Genomic DNA, 26090 nt, shown 5'->3' with positions numbered 1-26090 from the left:
TCTGGATCCACATCCGCGCCTCCTTCCCGTGCCCGATGCTCTGCCTGGTAGGCGCGCGGAGGTGGGAGGAGGTTGCGTGACACGCCGAACTCACCCGTTGGGGGTGACCGGCTCACCTGCGAGGATGCGCGTCAGCGACCAGACGCGGTGCGGGTCCAGGTCCACCGGGCGGGGCGCCGGATCGGGCCGGAGCCGGCTCAGCAGGACCTGCTGGACCAGCGCGGTCGGCACGCCGCGGGTGGCCAGCCGCCGCCAGAAGACGTGGTCCTCCAGGCCGTCGGCCAGCGGGTCCTCGGTCCAGCCGCCGAACGACTCGACCAGTTCGCGGCGCACCAGGTACCCGCTGCCCAGGTAGGGCAGCTCCGCCAGCCGCCGCTCCTCCGGGGGCAGCGCGGCGACCAGTCCTTCGACCGGGTCGGCGACCGGGCAGTGCACCACGTCGACCTCAGCGGAGGCGGCGACCAGCCGTTCCAGCAGCCGACGCGAGGCACGCAGCCCGCCGTCGAGCACCAGCAGCCACGGCGCGGCCGAGCGCTCCAGCAGCCGGTTGCGCGTGTACCCGCGGCCCAGTGGCAGCTCGTGCCGCAGCAGGTCGGCGGGCCGGGGGCGGGGCCGCGGCGCGACACCGTCCTCGCCGACGAGGATGCGGCGCGGCAGCACTGTGCCGGCGAGCAGGTCGCGCACCAGCGGGTCCGGATCCGGCTCGCCGGGGCGGCGGACCAGCAGCACGTCCACCTCGGCCCGGTCGGCGTCCGGGAACACCGTCGGCGCCGCCGACGGCAGCCACTCCACGCCGGACGTGCGGCGCGCGTCCACCGTCTGCTGGCCCATGCGGGTGGCCAGCGGCGGGTTCTCGGCCGGCGCGCCGAGCGACCGGGTGCCGGCGAACCGCACGTCCCAGGAGGGGGTGTCGATCGCCAGCGGCCGCGGCTCGTCGACGGCTGTGGTCTCGGCGAGCGGCGGGCTCGCGGGCACGCCGGGGGAGGCGGTCAGCACCCGCTCGGCCAATTCGACCAGGGTCTTCGCCGACGCCAGCGGGTCCAGCGCGGTGCGCACGAACTCGTACCCCGCCATCCGCAGGTCCCGTTCCCGCTGCGGGTCGGCGGCCAGCGCGGCGGCCGCCGTGCCCAGCGACTCCGGCCGCGTCACGACCAGGTGCGTGCCGGACACCAGCGGCGCGAGGTCCGTGGACGGTTCGGTCAGCACCACGCAGCCGTTGCACAGCGCCTCCAGCACCCGCACCCACTCCAGCGCCCGCGACCGCTCGCGGTGCAGGTTGAGCAGGAACCGCGAGTTCGCCAGGTGTGCGAACTTCGCCTCGCCGGGCAGGAAGTCGACCCGCTGCGGGCCCATCGGCTCGTGCGGCGGGGTGAGCAGCCGGACCCGCAGGTCGGCGAGGTCGCCGGCGTAGGACGCGAGCAGCTTGGACCGGCGCCGTTCCGCGGTGCCGAGGTAGGTCACGTCGATCTCGCGGGCGCTGTCCGGGTCGCCGCCCCACGCGTCCCACAGCGGCGAGTACCCTAGCTGGAAGTGCTCGACGGGGATGCCGCGGCGGCGCAGTTCGGCGGTCGAGTCGTGGTTGATGTCCACCGCGCCGGCCAGCCCCGGCAGCAGGGCCGCGCTGCGCTCGAAGGTCGCCGTGCCCGGATGTTCGACGCAGAAGGCGATGGTGCGGCGGCGCTGCTCCTCGGTCGGCTGGTCGGCCTCCGGGGTCACCACGAAGTACTCGTGCGGCACCACGACGTAGACCGTGTCGGCGTCCGCGTCCGGGTAGCGCCCGGTCGCGGTGGTCGCGTGGAACCCGGCCCGCCGCACCGAATCGGCGACCACCTCCAGCAGCTCCGCCATGAACCCGGAGCCGCCGGTCGCGGACACGAAGCAGAGCTGCGCGGTCATGAAGTCCGCCGCCGCACGGCCCGCAGCGGCGCGGTGACCCGCCAGCTCACCGTCGCCCGCGTCGCGTCCAGTTCCCGCGCCAGCTCGGCGGCCCGCTGCTCGGCGGCGAGCGTGCCGCTGTCGGTGAGCGGCGCTTCGGCCTGCGCCGCGCCGGACAGCTGCAGCTCGGCGTCCAGCAGCCGGAGCCGCAGCCGGTCGCGTTCGCCGCGGGTCCCGGCCAGCTCGGCGCGCAGCGAATCCCGTTCGGCGCGGGCGACCAGCACGTCCCGCGCCAGCGCGTCGGCCTGCTCCGCGCGTTCGGCGACGCCGGCCAGCTTCTCGACCTGCTTCACCAGCTGGTCGCGGTGCCTGGTCAGCTCGCGGATCTGCAGTTCGGACTCGCGCAGCTCGGTGCGCAACCGCTCGCGCTCCTCGGTGAACGCGACCCGCTCGGCCCGCAACCGGGTCAGCTCGGCGCGCACCGCGCCGGGAAGCTCGTCGGTCATCCCCGCTCCTTCACCAGTTCGGTGAGCACGTCGGCGTACTCGGCGGCGTAGCCGGCCGGGTCCAGCCAGCCGTGCAGCTTCTCGTAGGCGTTCGCGGCGATCGCGCGCCGCCGGTCCGCCGGGGTGTCGAGGGCACGCAGCAACGCGACGGTGAGCGCGTCCGCGTCGTTGGGCTCGAACAGCCAGCCGCTGTGCCCGTCGGCGATCATCTCCCGCGCGCCGAACACGTCGCTGGCGACGACCGGCAGACCGCAACACACGGCCTCCAGGATCGAGCGCGGCAGCGACTCCACGTCAGAGCTGTTCACGAACAGGTCCGCGGCCTCGAACCACGGCGCCGGGTCGCGCTGGATCGGCACCAGGTCGACCCAGTCCCGCAGCCCGGTCCGCTCGGTGAACTCGGCCAGCGCCAGCCCGTACGGCGACGGGTGGTGGCCGACGATGCTCAGCCGGATCCCCGGGTGCGCGCGGCGGACCCGGTCCATGGCGCTGATCAGCAGGCCCTGTCCCTTGCGCGGTTCCAGCACGCCGACGTTGAGCAGCAGCGTGGTGTCCTCGGGGATGCCGAGTTTCCGCCGCGCCGCGCGACGGTCGCGTTCGGACACCTGGCCGCCGTAGGTGACCATCGGCGTGCCGTAGCGGATCGTGCGGCAGCGCGCCGGGGTCGAGAACGGCAGGAACATCTCGCGCGTGGCGTCGGCGACGAACAGCAGCCGGTCCGCCTCGCGCAGCGTGCTCACCCAGCGCTCGCGCACCGGCGGCAGCAGGCCCGCCGGACCCCAGTTCTGGTACGAGAAATCGTTCAGGTCGAAGCTCTCGTGCAGCACCCACGCGGTCGGCAGGCCGGCGCGGATCGCCGCGTCCGCGCCGGGGAACGCGCCGAGCGTGTTGACCAGCGCGACCGAGGCGTCGGTGCCGCGCGCGAACTGGGCGAGCTCGGCGATGTGCCCTTCGTAGGAGGCGACGTCGTGCACGCGGTACGGCGAGGTGAGGTGCACGTCGATGCCGTGCGCTTCGCAGTCCGCGCGCAGTTCGCCGTCGAGCTGGGTGACGACTGTGATGCGCCAGCCGTGCCGGGTCGCGAGCCGGTCCAGCAGCTCCTGCAACCACAACTGCCCGCCGCCGACCGCGAGGCTGTGCGTGAACACCAGCACGTGGCGCGGATCCGTGCCGCCACGCGGCCGCGCCAGCGCCTTCCGCGTGCGGTCGGCGAGCCGGGCGGCCAGCGCGACGTCGGAGTCCTCGGCCGCCGGGTTGGACAGCACGACCTCGCGCGCCTCGGAGGTCCACTCGCCGGACAGCTCGCCGCGGACGCGGATCCGCACCGACAGGGCACGGTCCTCGCCCGCCGGCAGGTCGATGGGCACGCGCGCCTCGAACCCGCTGACCCCGGCGTCCGGGAAGTCCGGCAGGTGGTCGGCCACGTCCGGCCGCGGCAGGCGGGTGCGGGCGCGAACCGGCTCACCGCCGTCGACCAGGACCTCGACCAGCGACGGCGCACGCGAGTCGAGCAGCACCCAGCCACGCACGAACACCACGTCGCCCTGCGGGTTGTCGCCGTGCTTCGGGGTGTCGATCTCGTACAGCCGCAGCGGTTCCTCGTCGCCGAAGCGGCCGACCTCGACCACGGCGCCGGTCAGCGCGTCGCCGTTCGCGGCGCGGACCACGACCTCGTGCCTGCCGGTCGGCACCGGGTCCGGGGTGCGGATCAGCAGACCGGTCGTGCCCGGCGGTTCGGTCCCAGTGTCGTGGCGCCGCACCTCCGCCTCGGACCCTCCGATGTGGACGGTCACGGTCTCGCCCGCGGTGACCCAGCCGCGCAGCTCGAACAGGTGCCCCACCGGCCGTCCCGGCCGCACCAACCCGGCCGCTGTGTTCATCGTCCCGCCTTCAACGTCTCTTCGGCGTCCTTGACCAGGATCAGCACGTCCTGGTGGCCGTCCCAGCCCGCCTCGACGTACCCGGCGAGGCGCAGCCGCGGGGTGAGGACGTGCCCGGTCACCCACTCCGGGGTGCTCAGCGAGATGCCGTACCCGGGCTGGCCGGGGTAGTCGGCGTAGCCGAACCCGTGGTCACGGTAGTCCGCCAGCACCCGGGCGTGGTCCGCGGCCGTCAGGCCGTACTCGCCGCCGTTGGCCATCCGCCACGCGACGCGGCGGCCGTGCGTGGTGACCACCGCGATCCCGCCCGGCGCGAGCGCGCGCTCGAAGTAGCCGAGCAGCGCGTCCCACGCCGCGATGTCGAGGTGGGTCAGCACCGAGCCGGACCAGATCAGGTCGATGTCGCTGACCTGCGGGATCTCCTCGATGCGCACCGACGCGGGCAGCCCGGTCGCGCCGAAGAACCGCACGCAATGCTCGACGCCGTCCAGTTCGATGTCGGAGGCGACGAGTTCGGCGTCCGGGAAGGCGGCCCGGAACGTGCGCAGCACCCGGCCGTAGCCGCAGCCGAAGTCGAGCACCCGCCGCGGCGCGGGCCGTCCGGCGGCCTGCAGCCCGTGCAGGCACGCCCGCAGCGCCTGCCCGGCCACCGCGAAGTAGTGCTCGGTGTTGCCGCGGAACATCGAGTCGCCGGACGCGATGATCCGGTCCACGCGGGCCATCGTGCGGGCGACCTGCGCGTCCAGTTCGGTCGTGGCCGGGGTGTGCCGCGTGGTCTCCTCGGCGAGACGGCGGCGCCAGGCCAGGCGCATCGCGTCCCGCTCGTGGTCCAGACCGGGGCCGGAGGTGACGCCGCAGCGCCGGATCGCCTGGAACTCCGCCTCCCGCTCGGCGGCCGCGTCGACGAACGCCGTCGGACGCTCGAGCAGGACGCCGAGCCACGCCGCCAGGTCCCGCACCGTCGTGCCGGGCGCGGCGCCCGCCCAGCCGGCCCGGGCGAGTTCGTCGGCGAGCAGCAGCAGGCCCCGGTCGATCACCTCGTCGGCGGTCGTCCCGGCGCGCTCCCACTCCAGGTCGATCGCCTGCGGCGGGTCTCCGGCCAGCACGTTCGACGGGATCAGATCCCACGACGGGTTCGCCCGCACCAGATCCGCCCACGCGGTCAGCAGCTCCGCGGCCCGCCACGGCTGCTCGGTCAGCACCTCGGGCAGCGTCGGGGCGTCGACCACGACGTCCGTCCACTCGCGCACCGCGACCGAACCGGGTTCCTGCGGCAGCAGGGGAGTGCGGCGAATCTCGTCACCGACCACGTCCGCCCGGGTGCACCAGCGGGCCGCGCGGTCGGTGTTGAAGTAGGTGGCGAGCAGGTCGTCCGGCCAGAGCCGGGCGGCGGGTTCGCCCGCCGAGGCGAGGAACAGCAGGCCGTCCACGGTGTCCAGGCCGAGACCGCCCTCGACCATCTCGGCCCAGCGCTCGTCACGGCCGGACAGCTCCACCGCGAGCCGCGGGTGCCGGTCGAGCAGTTCGGCCGTGATGACGGCGCGGGTGATCCGGTGACCGGGGAGGCAGCCGAGGACCTTGTGGACGGTCAGCCCGGCCTCGGCCAGCCGCCGTTCCCAGTGGCGGCGCGACTGCCCGCCCGGCCTGCCAACGCCCAGCCGGTTCGGCACCGCGAGGCACAGCACCCCGCCGGGCTTCAACCGGTCCGCGTGCTCGACGTCGGACGCGACGACCAGGTCGTACCGCTCGCCGGGGACCTCGTCCAGCACGCGCACCCCGGGCAGGTCGGCGGTGCGGGCCCGGACGGCCTCCGCGTGGACCGCCCCGACGGCGTCGACCCGCGCCACCTGCTCGCCGAGGTACCGCGTCACCGCGCCGTGCCCCGCGCCCACTTCGAGCACGTGCGCGTCCGGCGGCAACCGGAGCGCCCGCAACGCGTTGGCCCGGCCGTGGTCGAGCTGGTCCCGCTCGCCCGGCGCGAGTGCCGCGAAGTGCAGCTCGTCGGACAGCGCGGAGTGGTCGGCGGCGTTGCGGATGATCTCGGCGACCAGGTCGCTCACGATCAGCCCACCGGATAGGGCAGCAACATCGAGCGGACGGTCCGCTGGTAGGCGCCCGACAACGCGGCCTCGTCGGCCAGGTCGCCCTGCGTCACGTTGACGCGGATCAGGTTCTCGCCCGACACCCAGGTGGCGCGGTACACGATCGGCGAGGCGACGAGCTTGTGGAACACCACCTGCGGCGGGATGTTCGGCAGCTGGTCACTGATGAGCACCAGGCCGTTGCGCACGTAGTACTGGCGCAGCTGGCCGGCGAGCGCGGTCGCGGTGGCGGAGCTGTCCAGCGGGATGACCGTCACCGAAATCTTCTCGTTGCCCGGGCCGCTGGCGTCCGGCTGGCGCTGCGAACCGCGCCAGGCGACCTCCTGCACCGAGCGGCTGCTCAGCAGCGTGGCCTCGCCCTCGTCCATGATGCCGAGGTCGACCAGCCTGCTGACCGGCAGCAGACCGCTCTGACCGTCCGCGGTGCCCTCGGTCGGCGGGATCTTGTCCAGCAGCGCCTGGTTGGGCGAGTTGCTCGCGGCGCTCGAAGTGGGCGGCGCCTGTGTGGTTGTCGGGCCGGCCTGGTTGTCGTCACCGCCGGACGTGGTCAGGAAGATCGTCAGGCCCGCGGCGACCAGCACCACGACGACCGCGACGGAGATCCAGACGGCCTTGCCCTTGCCCTTGGCGGGCTTGTCGTCGAAGGCCTCCGGTCCCTGCGCGACCGGGCTGATCGGCGGGAAGTCCGAGCCACCCCACGGCGGGCTCGCGTCGGATTCCGGCGCGTTCCACGGCTGCTGCACCGGCTGCGGACCGGACTGGGGGAACCCGGCGGGCGGGGAGGCCGGGAAGCCCGCGGGCGGCGACTGCGGCGCGGGCGGGTTGGCGACGTACTGGGTGCGCTCCGGGTCCACCGGCGGCCTGGCCTGCCAGTTCGGCGAGACGGCCTGCGTCGGTTCTGCGGAGAAGTTCTGCGGCTGCTGCTGGGGCGGCTGCGGCGTGCCCTGCGGCGGGCTGATCGGCGCGATCACCTGCGTCGAATCCGCGGAGTTGTCCTGCTGCTGCGGCGTCGGCTGTTGCTGGGGCGCCTGCTGCTGCGGCTGGGCCGCGCTGTCGCTGTAGGACACCGCGGACGAGAGCACCTGGTCCCGGCGGACGCGGTAGTCGTCCGCGGAGAGACGTCCCGAGGCAAGCTCTTCGTCCAGCTTGCGCAACTCCTCCTGCCAGGACACCCGGTAGCCCCCTAATCTGCTCTGGACGAGGCGGAACGCGTCCGCCGGATAGCGCTACGGTGACGACGCACATTGTGCACGCCTACCCTGCTCATCGCCGGTGAGGGTCATTTCGTGACCTTGTTCTGGTTAGGGTGTGACGGAGGAGGGGGCGAAATGGCGGCACGCTGGCCCGCCGTGGCCGCGGTCGCCGGGGGAACCGCGCTCATCGGCCTGCACGGCTGGTCCTACGGCAACTGGATCAACGACGACGCGGCGATCACTTTCGCGTACGCGCGCGACCTGGTCGACGGCGCGGGGCCGGTGCTCCAGCCGGGTGCGGAACCGGTCGAGGGGTTTTCGAACCCGGCCTGGCTCGTCCTGCTGGTGCTGGGGAAGGTGCTGCGCCTGTTCGACACCGGCGCGATCTTCGGCGTGCCCGACTACGTCCTGTTCCCGAAGATGCTCGGATTGCTGTGCTGCGCCGGTGTTCTCGCCGCGTGCCACTTCGCGGTGAGTCGCGTCACGCGGTGGGCGTGGCTGGTGACGTTGTTCGCGGGCGGGTTGCTGGCCGCGATCCCGTCGTTCGTGATCTGGTCGCTGTCCGGTTTGGAGAACCCGCTGTACGCGCTGGCGGTGGCGTGGCTGGCGGCCCTGTTGTTCCACGCGGTGGCGGACGGGCGGGTGGCCGGCGTCCGGGTCGGGCTGGCCGCCGGTCTGCTGGCCGTGCTGGCGGCTCTGACCAGGCCGGACGGTGCGATCTTCGTGGTGGCCTACCCGGTGGTGGCGCTGGTGTTCGCGCGGCGGTGGCGGGCGTTGCTTCCGACGGGGGTGTCGGTGCTGGCGTTCGCGGTGCCGTACGGCGCGTACCTGCTGTGGCGGCACGCGGAGTTCGGCCGGTGGGTGCCGAACACGGCGGTGGCGAAGAACCAGCAGCCGCCGTCGTGGTCGAACGCCGGGCGGGTGGTGGAGCCGGTGGAGTATCTCGGCTGGCCGGTGGTGCTGGCCGGGCTGGTGACCGTGGGGTTGGCGTTCTGGCTGGTCCCGGCGTTGCGGCGGCCGTTGGTGGCGTGGCTGGTGCCGCTGGTGCTCGCGCTGGCGGCGTACTGCGTGCTCAACCCGGAGCCGGGCGGCGAGTTCCGGTTCGCGACTCCGTTGTGGACGATGGCGGCGCTGGTCGCGGCGCTGGCGGTGGTCGAGGTGATGCGGGCGCTGTCGGTGCGCTGGCGGGCGGTGCTGGCGGTCGTGCTGGTGGCCGCGGCGGTGCCGAGCGCGCCCGCGCTGGCCGACTCGGGCCGCGGGTTCGCGAGCGGTCCGGTGGTGCCGTTGTGCCAGATCGCGGAGCGGTACGGGCGGTTGTTCAACGGGTACGCGGACACGATCGGCCTGCGGGAGGGGTCGGTGCTGTTGCCCGATGTCGGCGGGACGGCGCTGACCAGTCGGTTGCGGGTGGTGGACTCGGTGGGGCTGGCGGACGCGCACATCGCGGACCTGGTGTCCACGGGGGACTTCCGGGGGTTGCGGGACTACGTGTTCGACGAGGTCAAGCCGACGTTCATCCACACGCACGTGCCGTGGACCGACCTGACGGGGCTGACGTCGGACGGGCGCCTTGCGGTCGAGTACGCGGCGGTGGTGCTCGACCGGACGGGCAAGAACGGCGACTGGGTGCGGCTGGACGCGCTCGACGGCGACGACCTGGTGAACTTGCGGGCGTACGCGCGGGTGACCGTGCCGCGAGTGGAGGCTTCGCGCGCGGCGTCGGTGACCGGGCGGTGTGGTGACGTGCTGCGGCCCGGTCAGGTGCCCTAGTTCGGCGGGAGTGCCGTGGCCAGGGAGGTCTTGGTCTGGGCGAGGCGTTCGGTCAGCGAGTTCGGGTCGCCGTCGAGGCCCTGGGACACCCAGATGGCGACGGCGTAGCTGCCCGAGGTGTACCACGTGCCGCTCATCTGGCCTGCCGAGTTGCTGCCGGTGACGGCCTTCGCGTCGGTCGACCCGGACGGGACGGTCTGCAGGCCGGCGGTGAGGGAGTGCTCGTAGAGGCCGCGGGTGATCGAGGCCGCGGCGGTGGGCGAGCTGGCGGGGACGACCAGGACGAGGTAGCCCTGCGGGCCCTGGGAGGAGCCGCGGAAGATGACCTGGTTGGCGCCGTTGTCCTTGAAGAGCTGGCCTTCCTCGCGGGAGTACAGCTTGAGGTCGATGCCCTGCTCGACGGTCAGGGTGCCGTTGTTGGTGCTCGGGGTGCCCGGCAGGGTCGGCAACCGCGCCTCGACGGCCTCCGGGGAGTTGACGGCGGAGGTGGTCGGCCCGGCGGTCGTGGTGGTGTTGTTGTCGCGCAGGAACCACACGCCGGCCGCGACCATCGCGACCACGACGACGACGCCGAGGGTGATGAACAACCAGGTCGGCTTGCGCTTCGGCGGGGCCTGCAAGACGGGCGCGGCGTCGAAGGGAAGCTGTTGGCCGGGCCCATGCAGGGGCGGCGGCGGGGTCATGCTGGGCAACGGCCGGGCAGGCGGAGGCACCGGATTCGTGACGACCGTCGGAGCGTCCTCGATGGAGGGAAAGCGCATCGAGTCGGTGGCCCGCTCGTCGGCCGGGCTGGGGGCGCTCGTGGGCTTCTTGGTGGCGAGCAGCTGCGCGGAGATGCTCTGAGTGGGCCCTTCCTCCGTGGCGAGCGCACTCCCGACGGGAGCCTCCCCACCCTGCTGCTGGCTCTGGCCGCCTTGCGGCTGCCCAGCCTGCGGGTGACTCTGCCCTTGGCCACCCTGCTGCTGGCCGGCCGGTGGCTGCCCGGCCTGAGGCTGGCTGTGCGGCTGACCGCCCAGTTGCCCACCGTGCTGCTGGCTCTGCGGCTGGCTGCCCTGTGGTGTGCCGCTCTGCGGCTGGCTGCCCTGCTGCTGGCCAGCCTGTGGCTGGTCGCTGTGTGGCTGCCCCTGGCCGGCCTGCGGCTGCCCGGCTTCGGGCTGCGGCTGGGCCCCTGGCTCAGCCTGGCCACCCTGAACCTGCCCGACCTGCCCCGCCTCGACCTGACCCGGACCAGCCTGCGGCTGCCCCGCCGGAGTCTGCCCCGTCGCGCCGGTCTGAACCTGCCCGTACACGTCCTGCGGCTGCCCGACCTGCGGCTGAACCCCCGCCTGCGGCTGGCTCTGCGGCTGCCCAACCGGCGGCTGGCCCGCCTGCGGCTGCCCCGGCACGCCCGGCCCCTGCGGCACCCCGCCCACCGGCTGATGCCCGTACTCGCCCGGCGGAACCTGCCCCTGCGGCGCGAAACCCTGCGGCACCGCGCCCCCCGGCACCGCGCCCCCCGGCACCGCGCCCTGCGGCGCGCCCTCCTGCTGCCACCCTTGGGGCGCCTGCGCCCACGGCGCCTCCCCCGGCTGCGGAGCGAACCCCGGACCGGCCGGATTCGCACTCTGCCACTGAGGCGCCCCGTCAACCCGCCCCCGCGGCGAAGCCACCGACGCCGGCGCCACATTGCCCGACGCGGCGGCGAGCAGCTCGTCCCGCATCTTGCGGTGCTGGTGCTGGGTGATGGTCCCGTTGGCGAGCTCGGCGTCCAAACGGCGCAGCTCGTCCTGCCAACTCATCCCGGGGCTCCTCGGTCAACTTGCGCACGGTGGACGTCACCGAGAAGATAGCGCGATCACCGGTTCGATGGGTGCGGATGTGTCCGATCCGCCCGCCTACCCCGCCGGCAGCAGCGGCTCCACCTTCTCGGCGAAGGCCTGCGCGTTCGGACAGCCCTGAGCGTCTTCACTGGCCCGCGCCATGGTCGCCAACACCAGGGCGAGGGCGTGTTCTCCGACCCCCACCGCGACAGCACAGCCGCCGGTGGGAATGTCGGCCTGCAGGGCGTCGCGACCGTTGATCGAGATCTCCCGCGCCCCCGTGTTGTCCACGGCGAATCCGCTCAGCCCTTGCGTGGAGTCGAGCGCCAGACTGTAGGTGATGAATTCCGGTTTCGACGCTGTGCACTGGTTGCGCGCGCTCTTGTTCTCGCCGGGGTTGAATCCCTGACCCGCGTTGAGCTGGTCCAGTAGTTGACAGGCGTTGAGCCCGGCGAACACGTCGGCGCTGGCAGTAGCGGTCGCGCCGGCGGCCGGCGCGGCCGTGCCGGCAACCGTGTCGGTGCAGGCAGTTGCCAAAGCCACCCCCGTCAAGGCGGCCAAGAGACCACTAAAACGCGCACCCCAGGGCATCATTGCTGATCGAAAATGGGATCCCATACTGCTGGACCTACCGAACCTTCGGCAGCAATGGCTCGACCCTTTCCGCGAGCGTTCTGGCGTTCGGGCAGGCCTGTGGGTCGTCGGTGGTGCTCGACATGTTCACAGTGACCAGCGCCCGCGCATGTTGCGTGACCTCGATGGCGATCGCGCAGCCACCGCCCAGGATGGGCGCCTGCATGGCGTTGCGTCCGTTGATCGAGGTGGTCTGCACTCCGGTGTTCGCTTCGGCGAATTCGCTCAAGCCTTGAGATGGATCAAGGGCAAGTCCGTACGAGCCGAACTCGGGCTTGAGGATGCCGCACTCGTTGCGACGCGTCTTGTTCTCGCCGGGGTTGAAACCCTCACCGGCGTAAAGCTGATCCAGGATCTGACACGCGTTGAGGCCGGCGAACACATCCGCGCTGCTCGTAGCAGGCGCGCTGGACGCCGGAGTCGCAGTGCCGGTCACGGTACTGGTGCACCCAACTGCTGCGAGCGCTGAGCACGCCACACCGGCGAGCCCCAGCGCGACACGAAACTTCACGCTCACCGTGACCCCTGGTCCTTGAACTTGCTGAGAGCCTGCGTAGCCGCGTCGTCGGCGGCGTCGTACTTGCTTATTGCGATCTCGATGGCCTGGGAAAGCGTTGTCAACATTTCTCGTGCGGCTTCGAAGACGCGAACCAGTGACTGGTCGTCGCTGTCCATGGCCTGGAGGAAATGCGCACTGGCCATTCTGGCGTACTCGTCGTTGCCGAATTTCGGCGCTTGCTTGAGCAGGTAGACCCGGCGACCGACGTCGGTCAACTGATCCTGCATTTGGCTCACCGCCTGGCGCAGGTGTGTGCCCGTCTCCTCGTCCACCGCCCAGCGGCCGGCTTGCGCGTCCGCCAGCATGCGCTTCGCGTCGGTGTTCATCGTGTTCAGTTGTTGCTCGCCGCCGAAGACGTTGGCCACCTGGGTCGCCACGTCGCCCGAGTTGTCGCTCATGAGCCCTCCCTCGCTCGGCCAGCACGATATCGCCCGGGCCGCCCCGCTGCCACAACCAGCGACTACGCCGCCTCCTCCAGGTACGCCGCCGCTTGCAGGGTGAACAGTGACGCGTAGTCGCCGCCCTGGGACATCAGCTCCTCGTGCGTTCCTTCCTCCGCCAGGCGGCCCCGGTCGAGCAGCAGGATCTTCTCCGCCTGCCGCACCGTCGAGAACCGGTGCGAGATGTACAGCGTCGTCCGGCCCTCGGACAGCGCGCGCAGCCTCGCGAACAGATCATGCTCCGCCGCGGCGTCCAGTGCCGATGTCGGCTCGTCCAGGATCAGCACCGGCGCGTCCCGCATGAAGGCCCGCGCCAGCGCGATCTTCTGCCACTCCCCGCCGGACAGCGACACCCCCTGGTCGAACCACCGGCCAAGCGGGCTGTCGAAACCCCGCGGCAGCCGGGAAATCCGCGAACCGACCCCGGCCCGCTCCGCGGCGTCTTCGATGCGTGCCCGGTCGTCCAGTGCGCCCAGCTGCCCGAGCCCGATGTTCTCCGCCGCCGTGCCCTGGTACGTCACGTAGTCCTGGAACATCGCCGAAATCCGGGACCGCAGCTCGTCCGGGTCGAACTCGCGCAGATCCACCCCGTCCAGCAGGATCCGGCCCCCGGTCGGGTCGTAGAGCCGGCACAGCAGCTTGATCAGCGTCGACTTGCCCGCCCCGTTCCGCCCGACGACCGCCACCGTCTCACCGGGCCGGATCTCGAACGACACGTCGTCCAGCGCCTTCTCCCCGGCGCCCGGGTAGCTGAACGACACGTTCTCGAACTCGATGTGCCCCCGCACCGGCTCGGGCAGCGGCTTCGCCACCGCGGGCGCCGTGATCCGCGGTTCGGTCGCCAGGAAGTCGTACAGCGTGTCCAGGTACAGGTTGTTCTCGTACATCCCGGAGAACCCGCTGAACAACCCCTGCACCGACGTCTGCACCGCCGCCGCGGCCGCCGTGTACAACGCGAGGTCCCCGATCGTCAGCCGCCCGGCCACCGCCTCCAGCGCGATGTACAGCGCGATCCCGGATCCGGCCAATGTGGACAACAGGCTCCACGCCGTTCCCACGAAGTTGCGCCGCGTCGTCAGCTTCCGCTCACGCGCGTAGTAGTTCTGCCCGAGCCGCCGGAACCGGTCCACCAGGTACGGCCCGAGCCCGAACAGCTTGGTCTCCTTGGCGTACGTGTCGGTGGTGACCAGCGAGTTCAGGTAGTCCATCCGCCGCCGGATCGGCGACATCCACAGCGTCAGCATGAACGCCCGCGCCCCGTACTTCGACTGCGAGATGAACGCCGGAACGGGCGCGGCCAGCGCGACCACCGCCAGCAGCGGGCTCACCGACACCAGCAGCACCACCATGCTCCCGAACGTGATCGACGTCCGGACCAGCCCGAGCGCCGAGGTCAGCATCGACACCGGCCGCTGTGGCGCCTCCTGCGACGCCTGCCGCAGCTGGTCGTAGGACTCCGAGTCCTCGAAGAACCGCAGGTCCAGCTTGCTCGCGTGGTCCATCACGCGGTGCCGGATGCTCAACGTCATCCGCTCCTGCAGCAACTGCTGCGCCGCGTTCGTCAACGCGGTGCTGATCGCCGTCGCCGTGAACACGCCGAACTCCAGCGCGGCCAGCTCGACGATCCGCGTGGTCGTCCCGTGCCCCTGCACCGCCGCCACCACGGCGTCCAGCAGCAGCTTCGCCACGTACGCGGTCAGCGTCGGCATCAGGCCGCTCACCACAGTGGACAGTGCGATCAGGACGGTCATCACCGGGCTCGCCTGCCAGGCCAATCCGATCACGCGCGGCAGCCCACGCACCGTCCCGCTCGCGGACTGGCGGAGCCGGGTCAGGCGCGACCGCAGGTCCGTCGGCTCGTCCCGCACCGCGTCCGGGATGTCGACCGGACCGGTCAGCCCGCTCTGCGCGACCGAGCTGCTGGCCTTCCGCAGCATCCGGCGCACCCCGATCGGTGCCCCGCCCCCGTGCATCATGCGCTCACCGCCCCGTGCAGGAACACGTCGATCAGCTCCGCCGTGGACAACCCCGCCTGGTCGTCGCGACGGCGCGAGAACAGCAGCGACATGAAGACCCCGGCCAGCTGTTCGGCGGGCAGCCGCAACCGGTCTTCTGGCGTGAACAGCTCCGTGATGGCCTCGCGCATCGCGGTGAACGATTCCGCGCGCGAGCCCTTCCGCGGCTCGCCGCGCTTGAGCCTGCCGGAGGAGTGCAACGCGCCCATCAACGCGCCCATCCGCTCCAGGTGCGCCGACAACGCCTCCGCGGCTTCGGTGAGCCGGTCCGCCAGCGGCTGGTCGAGCGGGATCTCGGCGACCACCGCCAGCGCGCTGTCCGGTTTGAGCGCTTCGGCGACACAGGCGTCGAGCAGTTCGTCCTTGTCCTTGAAGGCGCGGAAGATCGTGCCTTCGCCGATGCCGGCGGCGCGCGCGATCTGGGCGGTGGTCACGGCGGCACCGTGCTCGACGACCAGCGGCAGCACGGCCTGCACGATCATCCGGCGCCGGTCTTCGGCGCTCATGCCGGGCGCCCGGCGGCGGGGAGGAGCGGTCATGGGACCAGTGTGCGGAGTGAGCGCTCACTCCGTCAAGCGGGTAGAAGAACGGGGCCGCGCCGGAACGCGGCCCCGAACCGTCAGTACGTGATCGCCATGGCCGGATCGGCCAGCAGCGCGCCGACGTCGGCGAGGAACTGCGAGCCCTGCTGCCCGTCGACCAGCCGGTGGTCGAAGCTCAGCGACAGCTGCAGCACCTTCCGCACGGCGAGCTGCCCGTCCACCACCCACGGCGCGTCCTTGATCGCGCCGAAGGCCAGGATCGCGGCCTCGCCCGGGTTGATGATCGGCGTGCCGGTGTCCACCCCGAACACCCCGACGTTGGTGATCGTGATCGTCCCGTTGACCATGTCCGCGGGCGGGGTCTTGCCTTCGCGCGCGGTCGTGGTCAGCTGGTCCAGCGCCCGCGCCAGCTCGGGCAGCGACATCGCGTCCGCGTCCCGGATCTTCGGCACCACGAGCCCGCGGGGCGTCGCCGCGGCGATGCCCAGGTGCACGTAGTCCTTGTAGACGATCTCGCCCGCCGCCTCGTCCCAGGTGGCGTTGACGTCCGGCGTCCGCTTCACCGCCATGCACACGGCCTTGGCCGCGAAGGCCAGCGGGGTCAGCTTCACCCCGGCGAAGTCCGGGTGCTTCTTCAGCCGCTCACGCAGCTCCATCATCGGCGTGACGTCGATGGTGAGGAACTCCGTGACGTGCGGCGCGGTGAACGCGCTGGACACCATCGCCTGCGCGGTCGCCTTGCGGACGCCCTTGACCGGCACCCGACGCTCACGCGACCCGGCCACCGGCGCGGGAGCAGCGGGAGCAGCCGGACGGGCCGCCCGCTCGACGTCCTCGCGCGTGATGATCCCGCCGTCCGCCGACCCGGTCAGGGTCGACAGGTCGACACCGAGGTCCTTGGCGAGCTTGCGCACCGGCGGCTTGGCCAGCGGCACGTAGCCACCCCGCGCCGCCGCGGGCGCCGGCGCCGGAGCAGCCGGTGCGGCGGGAGGAGCAGCAGGCGGTGCGGCGGACGGAGCGGCCCGACGCGGTCGTCGCCGCGCCTCGGTCGTCTTCGAGCCGTAGCCGACCAGCGGCTTCATCTCCTCCTCGGCCGCGGCAGGCGCCGGCGCGGACGAGCCGTTCACCGCCTGGGCCGGAGACGCCGACGACCCGGCCGGGTCGACGTCGACGGTCAGCAGCGGCGCCCCGACCTCGACGGTCGCGCCGGGCTCGGCCAGCACCTCGGTGATCACGCCTGCCCACGGGATGGGCAGCTCGACGGCGGCCTTCGCGGTCTCCACCTCGACGACGATCTGGTTGACCGTCACCTCGTCGCCGGGCTGCACCCGGACGTTCAGGATCTCGGCTTCGGTCAGGCCTTCGGCGGTGTCGGCGAGCAGGAACTGCTTGTACTCGGGCACCCCGCCTCACCAGCCCATCGCGCGGTCGACGGTGTGCAGCACCCGGTCCAGGTCGGGGAGGAAGTGCTCCTCGAGTTTGGACGGCGGGTACGGGGTGTCGAACCCGGTGGCGCGCAGCACCGGCGCCTCCAGCGAGTAGAAGCACTCCTGCTGCACGCGCGCGGCGATCTCCGAGGTGATCGACGACTCCGACGACGCCTCGCTGACCGCGACCAGCCGCCCGGTGCGGCGCACCGACTCGAACACCGGCGCCAGGTCGAGCGGCGAGATCGTGCGGAGGTCGATGACCTCCAGCGACCGGCCCTCTTCCGCCGCGGCCTCGGCCGCGTCCAGACACACCTTCACCGACGGCCCGTAGGCGACCAGCGTGCAGTCGGTGCCCTGGCGCACCACCCGCGAGGCGAACAGCGGCCCCGGCGGCGTCGTGGTGTCCACTTCGGACTTGAGCTGCCCGTTGTGGTAGAGCCGCTTCGGCTCGAAGAACAGCACCGGGTCGTCGCAGTCGATGGCCTGCTGGATCATCCAGTACGCGTCGGCCGGGTTGGAGCACGACACGACCTTCAGCCCGGGGATGTGCGCGAACAGCGACTCCGGCGACTCGGAGTGGTGCTCGACCGCCCCGATCCCGCCGCCGAAGGGCACCCGCACGACCACCGGGACCTTGACCTTGCCCTGCGTCCGGTAGTGCAGCTTCGCCAGTTGCGAAGAGATCTGGTCGAAGCCGGGGAAGATGAAGCCCTCGAACTGGATCTCGCACACCGGCCGGAACCCGCGCACGGCGAGGCCGACCGCGGTGCCGATGATGCCGGACTCGGCCAGCGGCGTGTCCAGCACGCGCTGCTCGCCGAAGTCCTTCTGCAGCCCGTCGGTGATGCGGAAGACGCCGCCGAGCTTGCCGACGTCCTCACCGAGGACGATGACCTTGTCGTCGGCCTCCATCGCGGCACGCAGGCCCAGGTTCAGGGCCTTCCCGATGGTCAGCTTCTGCATCGCGGGCACGGCACCGTCCACAGGGGACTTGACGGGGGCGGCCATCAGCGCTCACCCGCTTCCACGAAACCGGCGAGGTAGGACAGGTACTCGTCGCGCTGGGCGTCGAGCACCGGCGACGGTTCGGCGTAGACGTTGGCGAACACGCGTTCCGGCGGCGGTTCGGGCATGTTGAAGCAGAACTCGCGCAGGTCGGCGGCGAACGCGTCGGCCTCGGCCTGGATCTGGTCGAACCACGCCTGGTCGGCGAACCCGCTGCGCGCCAGGTGCACCCGCACACGCTCGATGGGGTCCTTGTGCTTCCACACCTCGAGCTCGTCGGAGAGCCGGTAGCGGGTCGGGTCGTCGGTGGTGGTGTGGGCGTCCATCCGGTAGGTGAACGCCTCGATCAGCACCGGGCCGTTGCCGTGGCGGCACTCTTCGAGCGCCCACCGGGTCACCGCGAGGCAGGCCAGCACGTCGTTGCCGTCGACGCGGATGCCGGGGAACCCGTACCCGCGGGCGCGCTGGTAGAGCGGCAGGCGGGACTGGCGTTCGGTCGGCTCGGAGATCGCCCACTGGTTGTTCTGGCAGAAGAACACCAGCGGCGCGTCGTACACCGCGGCCCACACGAAACCCTCGTGCACGTCGCCCTGCGAGGTGGCGCCGTCGCCGAAGTAGACGATGGTGGCTTCGCCGTCGTCGTCGCCGACCTTGCCCTCGAACTTCTGGCCCATCGCGTAGCCGGCGGCGTTGAGGACCTGGTTGCCGATCACGATGGTGTACGGGTGGAAGCCGTGGGCCTGGAAGTCCCAGCCACCGTGGTCGGTGCACCGGAAGATGCCCAGCAGTTCCTTGAAGTCGACGCCGCGGGTGTAGGCCACGCCGTGTTCCCGGTAGCTCGGGAAGGCCATGTCCTGCGGTTTGAGCGCGCGGCCGGAGCCGACCTGCGCGGCTTCCTGGCCCAGCAGCGGGACCCAGATGCCGAGCTGGCCCTGGCGCTGCATCGCGTTGGCTTCCCGGTCGGCCCGGCGGACCAGCACCATGTCGCGGTAGAGCCCGCGCAGCGCTTCCGGGTCGACGTCGGAGATGTAGCGGTCGAACTGCGGCGAAGCGATCCGCTCGCCTTCGGGGGTGAGCAGCTGAGTCACCTCAGCGCCACCTGCGTCCGTGTTTCGCAAACCGGCGATCACCTGCTCCCGCGATGGTTGTGCGGCCTGTGCGGCCGGTCCTTCGCCGGGCTCCGGGTGCGTCCACTGTTCGGGGGACGGCATGCGCGTTCTCCTCGGTGTCCTGCCACGAGGCCGCTTGTGGCGGCCGCTGATGGCTGACCGGCGGCCACCGACGTTTCGGATCCGAAGCGCTCGGCAGCCGTCGGCCGTGACGGCTTACGGGGAACATCCTGACACGAACCAGCCCCGCGAGTGCAGGTCCGCGCCTGATTTGTTGCTGGGAAAGTCCGCCCTGAGCTGCGCAAACGCTCGGAAGCCCGACCGACGACCCACCGATAGTCGGCCGTGGAGGCGCGCGTTCACCTGCCCGGAAGTGACGGACGGGCCACCTCCGTCGCGGAGAACGCTCCGGAGGTGGCCCGTCTCGGTGCTGTGGGTGACCTGCGTCACGCCACCCGGTTACAGGTTGGCCTTGGTGAACTGGTACTGCTGTGCCGCCTGTGAACTGAAGTTGTACTTGAGAGTGGCGAGCCCGAACGGCTTCGTCGGGTCGACCTTGAACAGCGTGCTCGACCGCGGCGGGTTGCGGGTGTCGGCCGGGCCGTACTTGTAGTCGCCGGTGAGACCGTCGAACGACACGGTGCCCAGTTCGCTGGACGCTTTCAGGATGCCGTCGCGGGACAGATCGCCCAGCTCGACCGCCTTCTCCAGCACCGCGGTCATCGCGCGGGCCTGGTTGTAGCCGAAGGCGAAGTAGTAGTCCGGCTCCTGCTGCGGGGCGAAGGCGTTCTTGTCGGCGACCATCTTCGCCATGCCCGGCACGGAGTTGTCGCCCCACTCGGTGCCCTCGGCGACGATCGTGACGTACTGCTGCAGGTACGGCGCGATCGCGGACTTGGCGAACGCCGAGGTGTAGCTCGGCGACTGCCCGTACCACTTGGGCGCGAACCGGGCCTGCGCCGCGGTGCCCCAGATCTTGGCCGCGTCCGTCGGGGTCGCGGTCAGGAACACCATCTGGCAGCCGGCGCCGGCGAGCGCGCCGATCTGCCCGGCGTAGTTCTCCGTGCCCGCCTTGAAGCGCTGCGTGTTCGCCACGGTGAAGCCGTAGCTCTTCGCCGCGAAGTCGATCCCGGCCTGGCCCGCCTCGCCGTAGACGTCGTCCTGGACCATCGTGCAGATCTTCGAGTCCTTGGTGCCGCCGCCTTCGGTGAGGTAGTGGTCCATGGCGTTGATCGCCTGCACCTGGTACGGCCCGCCGACCGGCAGCAGGTTCTCTTCACGCACCCACAGCGCGTCCAGCGAGGCGGGCGCGGCGAGCATCTTGTCCGCGCGCAGCTGCGGCAGCACGGCCAGCGTCGACGGCGTGCCCAGCAGCTGTGTGAACGCGACGACGTCGCCCTTGACCTTGTTGTACTTCTGCACGGCGACGTCCGGCTTGTACTGGGTGTCCTCCTGGACGAGCTGCACCTTGTACTTGCCCGCGATCCCGCCGCGTTCGTTGAGCGCTTGGAACCAGACCTCGTTGCCCGAGGTCAGCGGCTGCCCGATCACCGCGACCGGACCGGACAGCGGGGACAGCACGCCGAGCTTGATCGTCGTGCCGTCGAACCCGGTCGTGGCGCCCGGGTTGCCGGCCTGGCCGCCACCACCGCCTTCGTCGTCGCCCGCGCCGCCGCACGCGGCCAGCACGAGCGTCGCCGCGGCCAGCGCGGCCGCGATCCGCGATCTCTTCATGGACGCCTCCTGAACTAGTAGGAGAAGGGCCAGGCCTTGAAGTAGGTCTTGACGCGCAGCCAGATGCCCGCGAGCCCGCGTGGTTCGAGCACCAGGAACAGCACGATCAGCAACCCGAAGATGGCCTGGTTGAGGGCGAACACACTGATGAACCCCGAATCGCCCACGCTCGTCTGGACGCCGGGAATGACGTCGCTGTAGCGGTCGATCAGGGCGGGCAGCGCGCCGACGAACAGCGCGCCGAGCACCGATCCGAAGATCGTGCCCAGACCGCCCACGATGATCACCGCGATGTACTGGATGGACAGCAGCAGGTTCCACTCGTCGGGGCTCACGAACTGCTGGTAGGACCCGAACAGCGCGCCCGCCATCGAGGCGATCGCGCTGGACACCATGAACGCGCCGATCTTGTACCGGCCCGCCCGCACGCCGATCACCTCGGCGGCCTGGTCGCGGTCGCGCACCGCCTGGAGCGCGCGGCCCGGGCGGGTGCGGGCGAGGTTCTTCACCAGCAGCGCGACGAGCCCGACCAGCGCCCACACCAGCCAGAACCAGCCCTGGTTGCGCGAGTAGCTCTCGCCGAAGATCGTCAGGTCGGCGAAGTTCACCGGCCCGATCGCGACGTCGGCGTTGACCGACGTGCCCGAGTTGCCGCCGGTGAGGTCGTCGAGGTTGCGCCACAGGTGCTCGCCGAGGAACACCAGTCCGAGCGTGACGATCGCCAGGTAGTGGCCGCGCAGCCGCAGCGTGAACGGCCCGATCAGCCCGCCGAGCACGGCCCCGATCCCGGCGGCGGCGAGCAGCCACAGCGGGAACGGCATGCCGAAGTCGCCGCCGACCTTGGCTGTCACGTACGCGCCCGCGCCGATGAAGAACGCGTGCCCGAGCGAGATCTGCCCGCAGTAGCCGGTGAGCAGGTTGAGGCCGATCGCGCCGACCGCGGTGATGCCGGCGTAGATGAGGACGGACAACCAGAAGTCGTCCTGCACCACCGTCGGCAGCACCAGGAACGCCGCGATCATCAGCGCCAGCCCGAACTTCGACATCGGCGAGCCGAACAGGCGCAGGTCCTGGGCGTAGTCCCGGACGAGGTTGCGGTGCGGTTTGGGCATCAGATCCTCCGTACGTCCTTGGTTCCCAGCAGGCCGTACGGCCGGATCAGCAGGATCACGATCATCAGCAGGTAGGGCACGATGATCGACACGTTGTCGCCCGCCCAGGAGAACAGCTGGTCCTGGTAGCCCCGGGTGAGCGCCTCGGCCAGCCCGATCACGATGCCGCCGAGCACCGCGCCGGCCGGCGAGTCGAGGCCGCCGAGAATCATCGCCGGGAACGCCGCGAGCGCGATGAATCCGATCGACGGGGAGAGCCCGCCCGGCCCGGCCGCCATGGTGATCCCGGCGAGCGCCGCCAGCGCCGATGCGATGGCCCACGAGACCGCGTACACCCGGCGTGCGCTGATCCCCTGCGCCAGCGCCGCTTCCGGGTCGAACGCGGTGGCCCGCATCGCCAGGCCGAGCGAGGTGAAGCGGAAGAACAGGAAGAACGCGACGACGACCGCCGCGGTCAGCCCGATCGTCCACAGGTCCCGTACGCCGAAGACGATCCCGCCTGCTTCGACGGTCTGGATGTTCCACGGGTTGGTGACCTGCAGGTTGTCGAAGCCCCAGATCGCGGTGATCAGCGGCTCCAGCACGAACAGCAGGCCGATGGTGATCATGATGACCGCGAACGGCGGCTGCCCGACCATGCGCCGCAACACGATCCGCTCGAACCCGGCGCCGACCAGCGCCGCCGACGCGCACGCCAGCAGGATCGCCACACCGAACGCGATCGCCAGGTTGTTGGCGAAGGTGTACCCGAGGTAGGCGCCGAGCGCGAGCAGCCCGCCCTGCGCGAAGTTGATCACCCCAGTCGACTTGTAGATGACCACGAAACCCAGCGCCACCAGGGCGTAGGTGGACCCGAGGGCGAGCCCGGCGAAGCAGTTCTGCAGGAACGTCGTCACCGGTACATCGCCTCGATCTCGTGCTCGAACCGCAGCTCGATGGCCCGCCGTTTGACCTTCTGCGTCGCGGTCAGCTCGCCGTCCTCGTGGTCGAGTTCCTTGCCGATCAAGGTGACCCGCTTGATCTGCTCGACCTGCGAGAACTCCCGGTTGGTCTCGTCGACCACCTGCTGGACGAGCGCCACCACCTCGGGTTTGGCCGACAGGTCGGCGTAGGTCGTGTACGCGAGGCCGCGCCGGGTCGCCCAGTTGCCGACCGTCTCCGCCTCGATGCCGATCAACGCGGTGAGGTACTTGCGGCGGTCCCCGATCACGATCGCCTCGCGCACGAACGGCGAGACCTTGAGCCGGTTCTCGATCTCCGACGGCGAGATGTTCTTGCCGCCCGCGGTGATGATGATGTCCTTCTTGCGATCGGTGATCCGCAGGAACCCGTCGGCGTCGATCTCGCCGACGTCGCCGGTGTGCAGCCAGCCGTCCGCGTCCACCGCCGCCGCGGTGGCCTCCGGGTTGCGGAAGTAGCCCTGGAAAACCCCGGCCGAGCGGGTGAGGATCTCGCCGTCCTCGGCGATCCGCACCTCCACGCCGGGCAGCGGTTTGCCGACCGCGCCGAGCCGCACGTCGCCGTCCGGGGTGAGTGTGGCCAGCGCGGTGTTCTCGGTCTGCCCGTAGCCCTCGCGCACCGGAACCCCGATGGCCCACAGGTATTCCAGCACCTGCGGCGCGATCGGCGCGGCGCCGGACAACGCGGTGCGGACCCGGACCAGGCCGAGTTTCTCCCGCAGGGCACGGAAAACGAGGAACTCCGCGAGCCACAGGCGGATCCGGTCGCCCGCCGACAGCCGACCGGTCATCCGGCGCGGCGCGATCCGGCGGCCCTGCTTGAGCCAGAACCGGTAGAGACCGCGCTTGAGCCGCGAGGCGTCGGCCATCCGGATCTCGGTGCCCGCCAGCATCTTCTCCCACACCCGCGGCACGCCGAGGAACACGGTCGGCTGCACGTCGCGCAGGTCGTTGAGGAAGGACGGGCCGCCCTCGCCGAAGTTGACCACCGAACCGGCCCACACCGAGTCGATCACCGAGGTGAGCCGCTCGGCGATGTGGCACAGCGGCAGGTAGGACAGCACCTCGTCGTCCGGGCCGCCGCCGAGCGCGTCGATGAACGTGCGCCCGGCCGCGACCAGGTTGGCGTGCGAGATCATCGCGCCCTTGGGCGGTCCGGTGGTGCCGGAGGTGTAGACGAGGATCGCGGTGGCGTCCGGGTCGAGCCGCGACACCGCGTCCTGGTAGTCGCGCAAGGCGTTGTCCCGCGGGCGTTCCAGCTGCTCGAACGTCATCAGGTCGGGCAGCGCCTCCACGCGCACCCCGCGCGGGTCCATCACCACCAGGCTCCGCAGGTCGGGCAGCCTGCCGCGCACCGCGAGCGCCTTGTCCAGCTGCTCCTCGTCCTCGGCGATCAGCACCTTCGCGCCGGAGTGCGACAGCAGATATTCGACCTCGGCCTCCGGCGAGGTCGGGTAGACGCCCATGCTGATCGCACCGATGCCCTGCACGGCCAGGTCGGCGACCACCCACTCCGGCCGGTTCTCGGCGTGGATCGCCACCCGATCGCCCGGCTCCACACCGAGTTCCCGCAGGCCGGCGGCCACATTGGCGACCCGTTCGGCGTAGGCGGACCAGGTCCACTCGCGCCAGCGGCCGCGGTGCTTCTCCCGCATCGCGGTGCGGTCGCCCAGCGTCCGGGCGTGTTCGAGCAGGCGCGCGGGCAGGGTCCGCACGTCCGGGGGAGCGGCCAGTGCCGTGCTCATCGCGCACCGCCCAGGTAGGCCTCGATCACAGCGGGGTGGTTCTGGATCTCCGACGGCTTGCCGGTGGCGATCGCGACGCCGAAGTCCAGCGCGAGCACCCGGTCGGCGAGGTCCATGACCAGGCGCATGTCGTGCTCGACGAGGATCATCGCCAGGCCCAGCTCGCGCCGGACCTCGACCAGGTAACGCGCGGTGTCCTCGGTCTCCTCCAGGTTCATGCCGGCGACCGGCTCGTCCAGCAGCAGCAGCGACGGCTCCATCGCCAGCGCCCGGCCCAGTTCGGCGCGTTTCGCGACGCCGTAGGGGAGCAGCCCGGCCGGCATCCGGCGGTACGGCTCGAGTTCGAGCAGTTCGACGATCTCCTCGACGGCCGCGCGGTGCCGGACCTCCTCGCGCTTCGCGCGGCCCCACCAGAGCATCCCGGTGCCGAAACCGGTGCGCATCAGGTGGTGGCGGCCGAGCATCAGGTTCTCGATGAGCGTGAGGTGCTCGAACAGGCCGAGGTTCTGGAACGTGCGGGCCACGCCCATCGCGGCGATCGCGGCGGGCGCGCGGCCGACCAGCCGTTCGCCGTCGAGCGTGATGGTGCCCTCCTGCGGGCGGTAGACGCCGTTGAGGCAGTTGAAGATCGAGGTCTTTCCCGCGCCGTTCGGGCCGATCACGGCGAACAGCTCGCCGCGGCCGACCTCGAAGCTGACGCCGTCCAGTGCCGTGACCCCGCCGAAGCGCAGGGTCAGGTCGCGGACTTCGAGGATCGGGCGATCGGTGCCGGCTTCGTCCTCCCGGGCGGGTGCGGGGTCGCTGGTGGTCACGCGCTCCATCGCTTCTTCCTCCGGTAGCTCTTGACTTCGGCGAAGCTGCGCCGCTCCTCGTGCTGGGCGGCGCCGAGGTAGAACTCGCGGATGTCCTCGTCGGCGAGGAGGTCGGCGGCGGGGCCGTCCTTGACGACCTTCCCGGTCTCGACGACGTAGCCGGACCCGGCGATCGACAGCGCCATCACGGCGTTCTGCTCGACCAGCAGGACGCTGGTGCCCTGGCCGTTGATCTCGACGATGATGTCCCGCACCTGCTCGACGAGCTTGGGCGCGAGACCGAGCGACGGCTCGTCGAGCAGCAGGAGCTTCGGCGACGCCATGAGCGCGCGGCCGATCGCGAGCATCTGCTGCTCGCCGCCGGAGAGGTAACCGGCGATCGAGCGGCGGCGGTCCTTCAGGACCGGGAACAGGTCCATCACCCTGGCGTAGGACTCGCGGACCTCGGTGCGGGAGCGGCGGGTGTAGGCGCCGGTGCGCAGGTTCTCGTCGACCGTGATCTCGGCGAAGATCCGCCTGCCCTCCATCACCTGCGCGATGCCCTTGCGCACCACGTCGGCGGGGTCGGCGCCGGTGATGTCCTCGTCGCGGAAGCGGACCGTGCCCTTGGTGATCTTGCCGCGGTGTGGCATGAGGAGGCCGGTGATCGCCCGCAGCAGGGTCGTCTTGCCCGCTCCGTTCGCGCCCAGCAGGGTGACGATCGCGCCGTCGGGGACCTCCAGGCTGAGTCCCCGGAGGACCAGCACCACGTCGTCGTACACCACTTCGAGGTTGTTCACCGCCAGCACGGGTGGTGACAAGGCGTGCCCTCCGTTCCTCGTCGAACCGGGCTTTTTGTCCCCAATGTGGGTGATTGAGATCACATTGAAT

At 71.4% G+C, this 26090-nt stretch carries 21 protein-coding genes; 1 reads left to right on the top strand and 20 read right to left on the bottom strand.

The window, feature by feature from the left end:
* Window positions 1-90 precede the first annotated feature (90 nt).
* Genes AMYTH_RS0128360 through AMYTH_RS0128340 form a run of 5 tightly spaced genes read right to left on the bottom strand, consistent with a single transcriptional unit; the run spans window position 91 to window position 7535 of the window.
* A complete protein-coding gene (locus AMYTH_RS0128360) occupies window positions 91-1896 on the bottom strand; it encodes a glycosyltransferase family protein (protein WP_027933098.1) in 1806 nt (601 codons plus the stop codon).
* Window positions 1893-2381: a hypothetical protein gene (locus AMYTH_RS0128355; protein WP_027933097.1), complete on the bottom strand. Its 489-nt coding sequence runs from the start codon at window positions 2379-2381 to the stop codon at window positions 1893-1895. Before AMYTH_RS0128355 ends, AMYTH_RS0128360 begins: the two co-directional genes overlap by 4 nt.
* On the bottom strand, window positions 2378-4261 hold the full coding sequence (locus tag AMYTH_RS0128350) for a glycosyltransferase family 4 protein (RefSeq protein ID WP_027933096.1): 1884 nt from the start codon (window positions 4259-4261) through the stop codon (window positions 2378-2380). The genes AMYTH_RS0128355 and AMYTH_RS0128350 overlap by 4 nt, the downstream gene beginning before the upstream one ends.
* A complete protein-coding gene (locus AMYTH_RS0128345) occupies window positions 4258-6321 on the bottom strand; it encodes a class I SAM-dependent methyltransferase (protein WP_027933095.1) in 2064 nt (687 codons plus the stop codon). The genes AMYTH_RS0128350 and AMYTH_RS0128345 overlap by 4 nt, the downstream gene beginning before the upstream one ends.
* Before the next feature lie 2 nt (window positions 6322-6323).
* Complete coding sequence (locus tag AMYTH_RS0128340) at window positions 6324-7535, bottom strand: hypothetical protein (protein WP_037322741.1); 1212 nt, start codon at window positions 7533-7535, stop codon at window positions 6324-6326.
* 156 nt (window positions 7536-7691) lie between these two features.
* Here AMYTH_RS0128340 and AMYTH_RS0128335 point away from each other — a divergent pair, with 156 nt between their 5' ends.
* Complete coding sequence (locus AMYTH_RS0128335; protein ID WP_027933093.1) at window positions 7692-9326, top strand: hypothetical protein; 1635 nt, start codon at window positions 7692-7694, stop codon at window positions 9324-9326.
* Here AMYTH_RS0128335 and AMYTH_RS47225 read toward each other — a convergent pair.
* From AMYTH_RS47225 to AMYTH_RS0128260, 15 genes are all read right to left on the bottom strand, one after another.
* Window positions 9323-11104, bottom strand: coding sequence for a hypothetical protein (locus AMYTH_RS47225; RefSeq protein WP_027933092.1), 1782 nt, complete (start codon window positions 11102-11104; stop codon window positions 9323-9325). The genes AMYTH_RS0128335 and AMYTH_RS47225 overlap by 4 nt on opposite strands.
* Before the next feature lie 96 nt (window positions 11105-11200).
* Window positions 11201-11686 (bottom strand): DUF3558 family protein, encoded by a 486-nt coding sequence (locus tag AMYTH_RS0128325; RefSeq protein ID WP_228684996.1) that lies wholly within the window; start codon window positions 11684-11686, stop codon window positions 11201-11203.
* 67 nt (window positions 11687-11753) lie between these two features.
* Window positions 11754-12275, bottom strand: a complete 522-nt coding sequence (locus tag AMYTH_RS0128320; RefSeq protein ID WP_027933090.1) for a DUF3558 family protein — start codon at window positions 12273-12275, stop codon at window positions 11754-11756.
* Window positions 12272-12715, bottom strand: coding sequence for a hypothetical protein (locus AMYTH_RS0128315; RefSeq protein WP_027933089.1), 444 nt, complete (start codon window positions 12713-12715; stop codon window positions 12272-12274). The genes AMYTH_RS0128320 and AMYTH_RS0128315 overlap by 4 nt, the downstream gene beginning before the upstream one ends.
* Before the next feature lie 62 nt (window positions 12716-12777).
* Window positions 12778-14694 carry an ABC transporter ATP-binding protein gene (locus tag AMYTH_RS0128310; RefSeq protein WP_037324092.1) on the bottom strand — a complete coding sequence of 639 codons (1917 nt, stop codon included), beginning with the start codon at window positions 14692-14694 and terminating at the stop codon, window positions 12778-12780.
* A 35-nt stretch (window positions 14695-14729) separates the two neighbouring features.
* Window positions 14730-15278 (bottom strand): TetR/AcrR family transcriptional regulator, encoded by a 549-nt coding sequence (locus AMYTH_RS0128305; protein ID WP_027933087.1) that lies wholly within the window; start codon window positions 15276-15278, stop codon window positions 14730-14732.
* Window positions 15279-15391: 113 nt separating this feature from the next.
* Entirely contained in the window at window positions 15392-16717 is a 1326-nt protein-coding gene (locus AMYTH_RS0128300; protein ID WP_027933086.1) for a dihydrolipoamide acetyltransferase family protein, read from the bottom strand.
* A gap of 6 nt (window positions 16718-16723) precedes the next feature.
* Complete coding sequence (locus AMYTH_RS0128295) at window positions 16724-17752, bottom strand: alpha-ketoacid dehydrogenase subunit beta (RefSeq protein ID WP_027933085.1); 1029 nt, start codon at window positions 17750-17752, stop codon at window positions 16724-16726.
* Window positions 17752-18960 carry a pyruvate dehydrogenase (acetyl-transferring) E1 component subunit alpha gene (gene pdhA, locus AMYTH_RS0128290; RefSeq protein ID WP_027933084.1) on the bottom strand — a complete coding sequence of 403 codons (1209 nt, stop codon included), beginning with the start codon at window positions 18958-18960 and terminating at the stop codon, window positions 17752-17754. The genes AMYTH_RS0128295 and pdhA overlap by 1 nt, the downstream gene beginning before the upstream one ends.
* Window positions 18961-19317: 357 nt before the next feature.
* Complete coding sequence (locus AMYTH_RS0128285; protein ID WP_027933083.1) at window positions 19318-20592, bottom strand: ABC transporter substrate-binding protein; 1275 nt, start codon at window positions 20590-20592, stop codon at window positions 19318-19320.
* A gap of 14 nt (window positions 20593-20606) precedes the next feature.
* A complete protein-coding gene (locus tag AMYTH_RS0128280) occupies window positions 20607-21704 on the bottom strand; it encodes a branched-chain amino acid ABC transporter permease (protein ID WP_027933082.1) in 1098 nt (365 codons plus the stop codon).
* The gene (locus AMYTH_RS0128275; protein WP_027933081.1) at window positions 21704-22600 is read right to left on the bottom strand and encodes a branched-chain amino acid ABC transporter permease; all 897 of its coding nucleotides are present in this window, start codon (window positions 22598-22600) and stop codon (window positions 21704-21706) included. The genes AMYTH_RS0128280 and AMYTH_RS0128275 overlap by 1 nt, the downstream gene beginning before the upstream one ends.
* On the bottom strand, window positions 22597-24408 hold the full coding sequence (locus AMYTH_RS0128270; RefSeq protein ID WP_027933080.1) for an AMP-dependent synthetase/ligase: 1812 nt from the start codon (window positions 24406-24408) through the stop codon (window positions 22597-22599). Before AMYTH_RS0128270 ends, AMYTH_RS0128275 begins: the two co-directional genes overlap by 4 nt.
* The gene (locus AMYTH_RS0128265) at window positions 24405-25229 is read right to left on the bottom strand and encodes an ABC transporter ATP-binding protein (RefSeq protein ID WP_017986099.1); all 825 of its coding nucleotides are present in this window, start codon (window positions 25227-25229) and stop codon (window positions 24405-24407) included. Before AMYTH_RS0128265 ends, AMYTH_RS0128270 begins: the two co-directional genes overlap by 4 nt.
* Window positions 25217-26008: an ABC transporter ATP-binding protein gene (locus AMYTH_RS0128260; protein ID WP_027933079.1), complete on the bottom strand. Its 792-nt coding sequence runs from the start codon at window positions 26006-26008 to the stop codon at window positions 25217-25219. The genes AMYTH_RS0128265 and AMYTH_RS0128260 overlap by 13 nt, the downstream gene beginning before the upstream one ends.
* Window positions 26009-26090: the final 82 nt, after the last annotated feature.

Origin of the sequence: Amycolatopsis thermoflava N1165 (genome assembly GCF_000473265.1) — a bacterium.
In the GTDB taxonomy this organism is placed as follows: domain Bacteria; phylum Actinomycetota; class Actinomycetes; order Mycobacteriales; family Pseudonocardiaceae; genus Amycolatopsis_E; species Amycolatopsis_E thermoflava.
This window is presented reverse-complemented; position numbering and strand designations above follow the sequence as displayed.

What these genes read in the sequence shown, in the direction of transcription:
- AMYTH_RS0128360 (WP_027933098.1), bottom strand. Translation starts at nt 1,896, where the DNA reads ATGACCGCGCAGCTCTGCTTCGTGTCCGCGACCGGCGGCTCCGGGTTC.
- AMYTH_RS0128355 (WP_027933097.1), bottom strand. Translation starts at nt 2,381, where the DNA reads ATGACCGACGAGCTTCCCGGCGCGGTGCGCGCCGAGCTGACCCGGTTG.
- AMYTH_RS0128350 (WP_027933096.1), bottom strand. Translation starts at nt 4,261, where the DNA reads ATGAACACAGCGGCCGGGTTGGTGCGGCCGGGACGGCCGGTGGGGCAC.
- AMYTH_RS0128335 (WP_027933093.1), top strand. Translation starts at nt 7,692, where the DNA reads ATGGCGGCACGCTGGCCCGCCGTGGCCGCGGTCGCCGGGGGAACCGCG.
- AMYTH_RS47225 (WP_027933092.1), bottom strand. Translation starts at nt 11,104, where the DNA reads ATGAGTTGGCAGGACGAGCTGCGCCGTTTGGACGCCGAGCTCGCCAAC.
- AMYTH_RS0128315 (WP_027933089.1), bottom strand. Translation starts at nt 12,715, where the DNA reads ATGAGCGACAACTCGGGCGACGTGGCGACCCAGGTGGCCAACGTCTTC.
- AMYTH_RS0128310 (WP_037324092.1), bottom strand. Translation starts at nt 14,694, where the DNA reads ATGCTGCGGAAGGCCAGCAGCTCGGTCGCGCAGAGCGGGCTGACCGGT.
- AMYTH_RS0128305 (WP_027933087.1), bottom strand. Translation starts at nt 15,278, where the DNA reads ATGAGCGCCGAAGACCGGCGCCGGATGATCGTGCAGGCCGTGCTGCCG.
- AMYTH_RS0128295 (WP_027933085.1), bottom strand. Translation starts at nt 17,752, where the DNA reads ATGGCCGCCCCCGTCAAGTCCCCTGTGGACGGTGCCGTGCCCGCGATG.
- pdhA (WP_027933084.1), bottom strand. Translation starts at nt 18,960, where the DNA reads ATGCCGTCCCCCGAACAGTGGACGCACCCGGAGCCCGGCGAAGGACCG.
- AMYTH_RS0128285 (WP_027933083.1), bottom strand. Translation starts at nt 20,592, where the DNA reads ATGAAGAGATCGCGGATCGCGGCCGCGCTGGCCGCGGCGACGCTCGTG.
- AMYTH_RS0128280 (WP_027933082.1), bottom strand. Translation starts at nt 21,704, where the DNA reads ATGCCCAAACCGCACCGCAACCTCGTCCGGGACTACGCCCAGGACCTG.
- AMYTH_RS0128270 (WP_027933080.1), bottom strand. Translation starts at nt 24,408, where the DNA reads ATGAGCACGGCACTGGCCGCTCCCCCGGACGTGCGGACCCTGCCCGCG.
- AMYTH_RS0128265 (WP_017986099.1), bottom strand. Translation starts at nt 25,229, where the DNA reads ATGGAGCGCGTGACCACCAGCGACCCCGCACCCGCCCGGGAGGACGAA.